Source organism: Streptococcus pseudopneumoniae, from assembly GCF_001074975.1.
Taxonomy (GTDB): Bacteria; Bacillota; Bacilli; order Lactobacillales; family Streptococcaceae; genus Streptococcus; species Streptococcus pseudopneumoniae_D.
In genome coordinates this window covers 1-9,200 of sequence record NZ_JUUO01000050.1, presented here as the reverse complement: position 1 = coordinate 9,200, position 9,200 = coordinate 1, and the positions used below count along the sequence as shown (strand labels likewise).

At 38.9% G+C, this 9,200-nt stretch carries 11 protein-coding genes; all 11 read left to right on the top strand.

The window, feature by feature from the left end; translation table 11 throughout:
* On the top strand, positions 1–928 hold a 928-nt coding region (locus ADI86_RS02420; protein WP_152906141.1), incomplete at its 5' end, for an SIALI-17 repeat-containing surface protein.
* Between the two features lie 286 nt (positions 929–1,214).
* Positions 1,215–1,913 carry an N-acetylmannosamine-6-phosphate 2-epimerase gene (locus ADI86_RS02415; protein WP_001135675.1) on the top strand — a complete coding sequence of 233 codons (699 nt, stop codon included), beginning with the start codon at positions 1,215–1,217 and terminating at the stop codon, positions 1,911–1,913.
* Between the two features lie 114 nt (positions 1,914–2,027).
* Positions 2,028–3,356 (top strand): ABC transporter substrate-binding protein, encoded by a 1,329-nt coding sequence (locus ADI86_RS02410; RefSeq protein WP_033679827.1) that lies wholly within the window; start codon positions 2,028–2,030, stop codon positions 3,354–3,356.
* Positions 3,357–3,577: 221 nt separating this feature from the next.
* Positions 3,578–4,444 carry a carbohydrate ABC transporter permease gene (locus ADI86_RS02405; protein WP_153193231.1) on the top strand — a complete coding sequence of 289 codons (867 nt, stop codon included), beginning with the start codon at positions 3,578–3,580 and terminating at the stop codon, positions 4,442–4,444.
* A gap of 15 nt (positions 4,445–4,459) precedes the next feature.
* Positions 4,460–5,299 carry a carbohydrate ABC transporter permease gene (locus ADI86_RS02400; protein ID WP_001192117.1) on the top strand — a complete coding sequence of 280 codons (840 nt, stop codon included), beginning with the start codon at positions 4,460–4,462 and terminating at the stop codon, positions 5,297–5,299.
* Between the two features lie 171 nt (positions 5,300–5,470).
* Positions 5,471–5,923, top strand: coding sequence for a YhcH/YjgK/YiaL family protein (locus ADI86_RS02395; RefSeq protein ID WP_033679829.1), 453 nt, complete (start codon positions 5,471–5,473; stop codon positions 5,921–5,923).
* Positions 5,924–6,035: 112 nt separating this feature from the next.
* On the top strand, positions 6,036–6,233 hold the full coding sequence (locus ADI86_RS11860) for a hypothetical protein (RefSeq protein ID WP_414717515.1): 198 nt from the start codon (positions 6,036–6,038) through the stop codon (positions 6,231–6,233).
* A 9-nt stretch (positions 6,234–6,242) separates the two neighbouring features.
* Entirely contained in the window at positions 6,243–6,437 is a 195-nt protein-coding gene (locus ADI86_RS12195; RefSeq protein WP_080710065.1) for a hypothetical protein, read from the top strand.
* A gap of 82 nt (positions 6,438–6,519) precedes the next feature.
* Positions 6,520–7,164: a YesL family protein gene (locus tag ADI86_RS02390; protein ID WP_049531647.1), complete on the top strand. Its 645-nt coding sequence runs from the start codon at positions 6,520–6,522 to the stop codon at positions 7,162–7,164.
* A gap of 173 nt (positions 7,165–7,337) precedes the next feature.
* Positions 7,338–8,255: a dihydrodipicolinate synthase family protein gene (locus tag ADI86_RS02385; protein WP_049531646.1), complete on the top strand. Its 918-nt coding sequence runs from the start codon at positions 7,338–7,340 to the stop codon at positions 8,253–8,255.
* A gap of 17 nt (positions 8,256–8,272) precedes the next feature.
* Positions 8,273–9,169 carry an ROK family protein gene (locus ADI86_RS02380; RefSeq protein WP_049531645.1) on the top strand — a complete coding sequence of 299 codons (897 nt, stop codon included), beginning with the start codon at positions 8,273–8,275 and terminating at the stop codon, positions 9,167–9,169.
* Positions 9,170–9,200 lie beyond the last annotated feature (31 nt).

Genomic DNA, 9,200 nt, shown 5'->3' with positions numbered 1-9,200 from the left:
AGAGTTTACAGGTGGCGTGAATGGAGGCGACTCACTTGTTGCAGAAGTTCCAGAGTATAGCGGAGTTCTCTCCACATTAGGAGATTCTCCAACTCCTACAGTAGCTAAGCCAGAGTTTAAAGGTGGCGTGAATGGTGCGGATGCTGATGTCCACCACCTTCCAGCTTTCACAGATGGCGTGAATGGAGGTGAATCTCCGATACTAGAAATCCCAGAATATATGGGTCCATTATCAACCTCAGGAGAAGGAAGTTCAGTAGTGAAATCTACTGATAAACAAGTAAATAATAAAAACACTAAAGATGAATCAGAAACGAAGCACGTTATCACAGGAATTGCTAGTTCACAACGTATTTTAAAAAATGAAACAGGAAGTATTCAAATTCAAGCTTCAGAAGAAGTATTGAAAAATGTGATAGGTATTCAAATGCAAGAAGTTCAAGTTAGTGATTTAAGTTCATTAAACTACAAAGCATTTGATATCAAATTGAAGGATGTAAATGGCAGATATGTTAAACCTGAAGGAAAAGTCCTTGTTACTTTTGCTATAGATCAGTCCGTTGAGAATGTTTATGCTGTAGATCCAGAAGGAAAACTACACACTATTGAATTCGAACAAAAAGATGGAAAGATTATTTTTGAAATTAACAATTCTAGTATTTATGCGATGACTTTCCGACACTCCATTGACAATACACCATTTAAAAATCCTACAGAAGATAACAAGGCTGAGGAACTTTCACTGTCGCCTAAATTGTTATCAACAAATGAAAACTCTGAATCTAATCGATTAGAGAATAAAGTAAGTAATAATGAGCAGTCTAAGTTACCAAATACAGGTGAGAATAAATCAATAACAACAGTTTTGCTTGGTTTTGTGGGAATGATCCTTGGAATAATGATTTTCTATAAACAAAAAGACAGTTAACTTTGTCTTCAGTTGTTCTTTGAACTTTTATGTTCATATAAAATAAGCCAGTCTGGAATCTAATAAGATAGTTAGAATTCTGGGCTGGTTTTATTGATATAAATTGAGATAGAGAGGTAAATAAACGTAATAGATGTGAATTATTTCCCCTGCTGAAACTACTTTCAGAAACAGCTGTTCTATAAAATACTTTTGAAACTGAAATCTATTCTATGACAAAGTGTTGAAAGCGCTTAACAAATGGTATATAATGACCTCATAAGAACAAAGAAAAGGAGGAAAGAGGATGCCACAGATTACTAAAGAAGCCTTGATTGCACAAATCAAAGATGGAATCATCGTTTCTTGTCAGGCCCTTCCTCACGAACCGCTTTATACAGAAGCGGGAGGAGTCATTCCCTTGCTGGTCAAAGCGGCTGAGCAAGGTGGAGCAGTCGGTATCCGAGCAAATAGTGTTCGTGATATCAAAGAAATAAAGGAGGTTACAAAACTTCCGATTATCGGGATTATCAAACGAGATTATCCGCCACAAGAACCCTTCATCACGGCTACCATGAAAGAAGTTGATGAATTGGCAGAACTTGATATAGAGGTCATTGCTCTGGATTGTACCAAGCGTGAACGCTACGATGGTTTAGAGATTCAGGAGTTTATCCGTCAGGTTAAGGAGAAATACCCTAACCAGCTCTTGATGGCTGACACAAGTACTTTCGAAGAAGGACTAGCAGCTGTAGAAGCAGGAATTGACTTTGTCGGAACAACCTTATCAGGCTATACATCTTATAGTCCAAAAGTGGACGGACCAGATTTTGAATTGATCAAAAAACTCTGTGATGCAGGAGTGGATGTCATTGCAGAAGGAAAAATTCATACACCAGAACAAGCCAAACAAATCCTTGGATATGGAGTGAGGGGCATTGTTGTTGGTGGCGCCATTACTAGACCAAAAGAGATTACAGAACGCTTCGTTGCTGGTCTTAAATAACACAATCTCAAAGCAGAGGAGAGTGGTGGATGCGTCGGATGAAATGAAAACGGATACAAATAAAAACTTACTCATTATCCAATATGGATACGCTTATCAATTAGGAGAATACAAATGAAATTTAGAAAACTAGCTTGTACAGTACTTGCGGGTGCTGCGATTCTTGGCCTTGCTGCATGTGGAAATTCTGGCGGAAGTAAAGATGCTGGAAAATCTGGTGGAGATAGCGGAAAAACAGAAATCACTTGGTGGGCATTCCCAGTCTTCACTCAAGAAAAAACTGGTGACGGTGTTGGAACATATGAAAAGTCAATCATCGAAGCTTTTGAAAAAGCAAATCCAGATGTAAAAGTGAAATTGGAAACCATCGACTTTAAGTCAGGTCCAGAAAAGATTACTACAGCTATCGAAGCAGGTACAGCTCCAGACGTACTTTTTGACGCACCAGGACGTATCATCCAATATGGTAAAAATGGTAAATTGGCTGACTTGAATGACCTCTTCACAGATGACTTTGTTAAAGATGTCAACAATGAAAACATCGTAAAAGCAAGTAAAGCTGGAGACAAAGCTTATATGTATCCAATCAGTTCAGCACCATTCTACATGGCCATGAACAAGAAAATGTTGGAAGATGCTGGAGTTGCGAACCTTGTAAAAGAAGGTTGGACAACTGATGATTTTGAAAAAGTTTTGAAAGCGCTTAAAGACAAAGGCTACACACCAGGTTCATTGTTCAGTTCTGGTCAAGGGGGAGACCAAGGAACACGTGCCTTCATCTCAAACCTTTACGGCGGTTCTGTAACAGATAAAGATGTAACAAAATATACAACTGATGATCCTAAATTTGTCAAAGGTCTTGAAAAAGCAGCTAGCTGGATCAAAGACGGTTTGTTGAACAATGGTTCACAATTTGACGGTGGAGCAGATATCCAAAACTTTGCCAACGGTCAAACATCTTACACAATCCTTTGGGCGCCAGCTCAAAACGGTATCCAAGCTAAACTCTTGGAAGCAAGTAAAGTAGAAGTGGTAGAAGTACCATTCCCATCAGATTCAGGTAAACCAGCTCTTGAATACCTTGTAAACGGATTTGCAGTATTCAACAACAAAGACGACAAGAAAGTTGCAGCATCTAAGAAATTCGTTCAATTCATCGCGGATGACAAAGAATGGGGTCCAAAAGACGTTGTTCGTACAGGTGCCTTCCCAGTTCGTACTTCATTTGGAAAACTTTATGAAGATAAACGTATGGAAACAATCAGTGGTTGGACTAAATACTACTCACCATACTACAATACAATTGATGGTTTTGCAGAAATGAGAACTCTATGGTTCCCAATGTTGCAATCAGTTTCAAATGGCGATCAAAAACCAGCGGATGCTTTAAAAGCCTTCACTGAAAAAGCTAACGAAACAATTAAAAAAGCTACAAAACAATAAGCACTGAATCAGATTGACTCCTCCCTTTTCCCTGTGCATAATCTATGTAAGAAAAGGGAGGATTTTATTTGAAATATCAGAAACTGTCACGAAATTAAAATGAAGTTCTTACATAAGCGAATCTTAAAAAATTTCATTTTGATTTTAAAACTGTTCAAGAAAATCCAAAATATTCTATTTGTGAAAGAGAGGTGCCGACTGTGAAAGTCAATAAAATTCGTATGCGGGAAACAGTGATTTCCTACGCTTTCTTAGCACCAGTATTATTCTTCTTTGTCATCTTTGTATTGGTTCCTATGATTATGGGATTCATTACAAGTTTCTTTAACTATTCAATGACTAAATTTGAGTTTGTGGGCTTGGACAACTACATTCGCATGTTTAAAGACCCTGTCTTTATGAAGTCTTTGATTAACACAGTTATTTTGGTTGTTGGATCTGTACCGATTGTTGTTCTCTTTTCGCTCTTTGTGGCGTCGCAAACCTACCATCAAAATGCTATTGCCAGATCTTTCTACCGTTTCGTCTTCTTCCTTCCTGTTGTAACAGGTAGTGTTGCCGTAACAGTTGTTTGGAAATGGATTTATGACCCATTATCAGGGATTCTAAACTTTGTCCTTAAGTCAAGCCATATCATCAGCCAGAATATTTCTTGGTTGGGAGATAAACACTGGGCATTACTGGCAATTATGATTATCCTCTTGACAACTTCAGTTGGTCAACCAATCATCCTCTACATAGCTGCTATGGGGAATATTGACAATTCACTGGTTGAAGCGGCTCGTGTAGACGGTGCAACTGAATTTCAAGTTTTCTGGAAGATTAAATGGCCAAGCCTTCTTCCAACAACTCTCTACATCGCAATCATCACAACAATTAACTCATTTCAAGTTTTCGCCTTGATTCAACTATTAACATCTGGTGGGCCAAACTACTCAACAAGTACCTTGATGTACTACCTTTACGAAAAAGCCTTCCAATTGACCGAATACGGGTATGCTAATACCATTGGTGTCTTCTTGGCAGTCATGATTGCTATTGTAAGCTTTGTTCAATTTAAGGCGCTCGGAAATGACGTAGAATATTAAAGAAAGGAGACAGCTATGCAATCTACACAAAAGAAACCTATAACAGCTTTCACTGTTATTTCAACTATTATCTTGCTCTTGTTGACCGTGCTGTTCATCTTTCCATTCTACTGGATTTTGACAGGGGCCTTCAAATCACAACCTGATACCATCGTTATTCCACCACAATGGTTCCCTAAAATGCCAACCATGGAAAACTTCCAACAACTCATGGTGCAAAACCCTGCTATGCAGTGGATGTGGAACTCTGTGTTTATCTCATTGGTAACCATGTTCTTAGTCTGTGCGACCTCATCTCTAGCAGGTTATGTATTGGCTAAAAAACGTTTCTATGGGCAACGTATTCTCTTTGCAATCTTTATTGCTGCTATGGCACTTCCAAAACAAGTTGTCCTTGTACCATTGGTACGTATCGTCAACTTCATGGGAATTCACGATACTCTCTGGGCAGTTATCTTGCCTTTGATTGGATGGCCATTCGGGGTCTTCCTCATGAAACAGTTCAGTGAGAATATTCCTACAGAGTTGCTTGAATCAGCTAAAATCGACGGTTGTGGTGAGATTCGTACCTTCTGGAGCGTAGCCTTCCCAATTGTGAAACCAGGATTTGCAGCTCTTGCAATCTTTACCTTCATCAATACATGGAACGACTACTTCATGCAGTTGGTAATGTTGACTTCACGTAATAATTTGACCATTTCACTCGGTGTTGCGACTATGCAGGCTGAAATGGCAACCAACTATGGTTTGATCATGGCAGGTGCAGCTCTTGCTGCTGTGCCAATCGTAACAGTCTTCTTAGTATTCCAAAAATCCTTTACTCAAGGTATTACTATGGGAGCGGTCAAAGGTTAAGAAAAGTAAACTGGTGTGTTAAGATTGCGGAAGTGGTCTTGATATGCTATGGAAATATAGATGTTATAAGTGTCTACAAAATGTTGGGTATTTGCTTACCTTAGAGATTTTGTTAGACACTTATAAACTTAAGAATGATTTTAGTTAACTATCAGAAACGAAGGAAAGAGTATGATTTTTGACGATTTGAAAAACATCACCTTTTACAAAGGAATTCATCCCAATCTAGACAAGGCTATCGACTATCTCTATCAGCACCGTAAGGATTCTTTCGAATTAGGAAAGTATGAGATTGATGGGGACAAGGTCTTTCTAGTTGTTCAGGAAAATGTCCTCAATCAAGCTGAAAATGATCAATTTGAGTATCATCAGAACTATGCTGACCTGCATTTGCTGGTAGATGGACATGAATATTCGAGCTACGGTTCACGTATCAAAGACGAGGCAGTAGCATTCGATGAAGCGAGTGACATTGGCTTTGTACATTGTCATGAACACTACCCACTCTTGTTGGGTTATCACAATTTTGCGATTTTCTTCCCAGGAGAACCACACCAGCCAAATGGCTATGCAGGTATGGAAGAGAAGGTTCGCAAATATCTCTTCAAAATTTTGATTGATTAGAAATAATATGAACTGCTTTTCTGTGAGGTTTTGATAATACTCTACTATGATATTTATCTTTGTGAGGTAGAGAAATGAGATCTTATTGTCAGTATGTTTATTCAGAAATGCTATAGGTATGGCAGGAGTGAAGCTTAACAGAGTCTCTATGTCTACGGCAGCAAGAGTAGGATTATTGACCAAGATTTCTGGATGGATTTTACGAATAGCTGTGATCGCAGCTGATGTATATGGTAATTTTGCCTACAATATTGTTGCAGCTTGGAATTCACATGATAAAATTCCTAACAATGGTCGTATAAACTTTTAAAATGTTAAAATGAAAGCGTTTTGTATTTTTTTATTGAATATGTTAGCTTGGACAGTGCTTGCAATGATAGTCCGTGGAGGGCTAGATGGATTTAATGAGCATACTTGGAGTACTATTTTAATTGCTTCGCTGTCCGGGGTATATATAGATTATCCGTCCATAGATAAAAGTAGAAAAAGGTCCAAAAGAAAAAAGAAAAAATAGATTTGTTCATGGTAGGGACTTATGAAAGCTTTACTAACAAAAAAGAAAACAGTTTACAAAGAAAAATGATGGAGGAGCAAACATGTCACAAAAAGGAAGAAGTCTCATCAAGGCTGCATTTGATACAGATAATTTTCTAATGCGAATTAGTGAGAAGGTTTTAGATATTGTAACAGTCAATCTTCTCTTTGTAGTAACTTGTTTGCCAATCGTAACGATTGGAGTGGCTAAAATTAGCCTCTACGAGACCATGTTCGAAGTTAAGAAGAGCAGACGTGTTCCAGTTTTTAGAACCTATCTAAGAGTTTTCAGGCAAAATCTGAAACTAGGTTTTCAGTTGGGGATGTTAGAATTAGGAATTGTATTTCTAACTCTTTCAGATCTCTATCTTTTCTGGGGTCAAACAGCTATGCCTTTCCAAATGGTGAAAGCTATTTGTCTAGGCGTTCTTATCTTCCTCACTATCGTGATGTTGGCTAGCTATCCCATCGCTGCGCGCTATGACCTATCTTGGAAAGAAATTCTTCAAAAAGGATTGATGTTGGCTAGTTTTAATGCTCCTTGGTTTATCTTGATGATCGTAATTATCTTTTTGATTTTGATGATTCTATATCTATCAGCCTTTACCCTTCTATTGGGAGGATCAGCTTTTATTCTCTTTGGTTTTGGACTCCTTGCTTTTTTACAAGTAGGAGTAATGGAAAAGCTATTTGCTAAGTATGAGTAAGGGGTGTAATTATTTCTGAAACTACTTTCAAACGCTCCAAACGCTATTCTATAAGCAAGAAACTAAAATCTAAGTGTCTATAAGATATTGAAAGCCTTTTCGGTAAAGTGTATACTAAAGAAGTAAAGAAAGAATCTGCTTTAGCAGAAAATAAAAATAATAGGAGAAAATCTATGTCAGATTTGAAAAAATATGAAGGTGTCATTCCAGCCTTCTACGCATGTTATGATGAGCAAGGAGAAGTAAGTCCAGAGCGTACGCGTGCCTTGGTTCAATACTTCATTGATAAAGGTGTTCAAGGTCTTTACGTCAATGGTTCTTCTGGTGAATGTATTTACCAAAGCGTTGAAGATCGCAAGTTGATTTTGGAAGAAGTCATGGCAGTTGCCAAAGGTAAATTAACTATTATTGCCCATGTTGCTTGCAATAATACTAAAGATAGTATGGAACTAGCTCGCCATGCAGAAAGCTTGGGTGTAGATGCCATTGCAACGATTCCACCAATTTACTTCCGCTTGCCAGAATACTCAGTTGCTAAATATTGGAACGATATCAGTTCTGCAGCTCCAAACACAGACTACGTGATTTACAACATTCCTCAATTAGCTGGTGTTGCTTTGACTCCAAGCCTTTATACAGAAATGTTGAAGAATCCACGTGTTATCGGTGTTAAGAACTCTTCTATGCCAGTTCAAGATATCCAAACCTTTGTAAGCCTTGGTGGGGAAGACCATATCGTCTTTAACGGTCCAGATGAGCAGTTCCTAGGTGGTCGTCTCATGGGAGCTAAAGCTGGTATCGGTGGTACATATGGTGCTATGCCCGAACTCTTCTTGAAACTCAATCAATTGATTGCGGATAAAGATTTGGAAACAGCGCGTGAATTGCAGTATGCTATCAACGCTATCATTGGTAAACTCACTGCTGCACATGGAAATATGTACGGTGTGATTAAGGAAGTCTTGAAGATCAATGAAGGCTTGAATATTGGTTCTGTTCGTTCACCATTGACACCAGTGACTGAAGAAGATCGTCCAATTGTAGAAGCAGCTGCAGCCTTGATTTGTGAAACCAAGGAGCGCTTCCTCTAATTCATAAGGAGGTATTTATGATACACTACGTTGCAATTGATATCGGTGGAACCAACATCAAATATGGTTTGATTGACCAAGAAGGCCAACTTGTTGAATCGCATGAAATGCCAACAGAGGCGCATCAGGGTGGACCCCATATCTTACAAAAGACAAAAGATATCGTAGGCAGCTATTTAGAAAAAGGACCAGTAGCAGGCGTTGCCATTTCTTCTGCAGGAATGGTAGATCCAGATAAGGGTGAGATTTTCTATGCTGGACCTCAAATCCCTAACTACGCAGGGACCCAGTTCAAAAAGGAAATTGAGACTAGCTTCAATATTCCTTGTGAGATTGAAAATGATGTCAACTGTGCAGGTCTTGCTGAAGCGGTATCTGGTTCAGGCAAGGGAGCGAGTGTGACACTTTGTTTGACCATTGGAACAGGTATCGGTGGTTGCTTGATTATGGATGGGAAAGTTTTCCATGGATTTAGCAATTCGGCCTGTGAAGTAGGTTATATGCATATGCAGGATGGAGATTTCCAAGATTTGGCTTCTACGACAGCAATGGTGGAGTATGTAGCAACAGCTCATGGCGATCCAGTTGATCAGTGGAATGGTCGACGCATTTTCAAGGAAGCTACAGAAGGTAATAAACTCTGCATGGAAGGTATTGACCGCATGGTAGATTACCTCGGGAAAGGTCTGGCAAATATTTGCTACGTTGCCAATCCAGAAGTGGTCATTCTCGGTGGTGGTATTATGGGGCAAGAGGCTATCCTCAAGCCTAAAATTCGAAAAGCTTTGAAAGATGCTTTGGTACCAAGCCTTGCTGAAAAAACACGATTAGAATTTGCCCATCACCAAAATACAGCAGGTATGTTGGGTGCTTATTATCATTTTATACTCAATGAAAATCAAAGAGCAAACTAGGAAGCTAGCCGTAGGCAGTACTTGAGTACGG

Excerpts from the sequence above, each read along its gene's own strand:
- ADI86_RS02405 (WP_153193231.1), top strand. The coding sequence starts at position 3,578 with ATGCGGGAAACAGTGATTTCCTACGCTTTCTTAGCACCAGTATTATTC.
- ADI86_RS12195 (WP_080710065.1), top strand. The coding sequence starts at position 6,243 with ATGAAAGCGTTTTGTATTTTTTTATTGAATATGTTAGCTTGGACAGTG.
- ADI86_RS02395 (WP_033679829.1), top strand. The coding sequence starts at position 5,471 with ATGATTTTTGACGATTTGAAAAACATCACCTTTTACAAAGGAATTCAT.
- ADI86_RS02400 (WP_001192117.1), top strand. The coding sequence starts at position 4,460 with ATGCAATCTACACAAAAGAAACCTATAACAGCTTTCACTGTTATTTCA.
- ADI86_RS02380 (WP_049531645.1), top strand. The coding sequence starts at position 8,273 with ATGATACACTACGTTGCAATTGATATCGGTGGAACCAACATCAAATAT.
- ADI86_RS02415 (WP_001135675.1), top strand. The coding sequence starts at position 1,215 with ATGCCACAGATTACTAAAGAAGCCTTGATTGCACAAATCAAAGATGGA.
- ADI86_RS02410 (WP_033679827.1), top strand. The coding sequence starts at position 2,028 with ATGAAATTTAGAAAACTAGCTTGTACAGTACTTGCGGGTGCTGCGATT.
- ADI86_RS02385 (WP_049531646.1), top strand. The coding sequence starts at position 7,338 with ATGTCAGATTTGAAAAAATATGAAGGTGTCATTCCAGCCTTCTACGCA.
- ADI86_RS02390 (WP_049531647.1), top strand. The coding sequence starts at position 6,520 with ATGTCACAAAAAGGAAGAAGTCTCATCAAGGCTGCATTTGATACAGAT.